Annotated in this window: 1 pseudogene; it reads left to right on the forward strand. The window is 43.0% G+C overall.

The features are described from left to right. Positions 1 to 16: 16 nt before the first annotated feature. Positions 17 to 238 (forward strand): annotated as a pseudogene (locus CIK04_RS29780) (DUF520 family protein); the annotation flags it as partial. Positions 239 to 344: the final 106 nt, after the last annotated feature.

Genomic DNA, 344 nt, shown 5'->3' on the forward strand with positions numbered 1-344 from the left:
CTGAGCAGACGGGTAAAACTGGCATCAAGACATTGTTTTCCTTCAAGGCATTGAACGCCAATGGCGAAAAAAATCGTTAAGCTGATTAAAGATGCCAAACTGAAAGTACAAGCTTCTATCCAAAGGCGACAAAGTTCGCGTAACGGGTAAAAAACGCGACGATTTGCAAGAAACTATTGCCGCAATTCGTGCCGCAGAACTTGGCCAACCGTTCCAGTTCAATAACTTCCGTGATTAATCGCGATATGGCGATATATCCAACGAAAAAAGCCTCTGATGAGGCTTTTTGTTTATCTGCGATAGAATAAACACTGCGCAGAAAGGAAAAAGAAAAGGGGCTCAGA

This window comes from Vibrio sp. 03_296 (assembly GCF_002265885.1).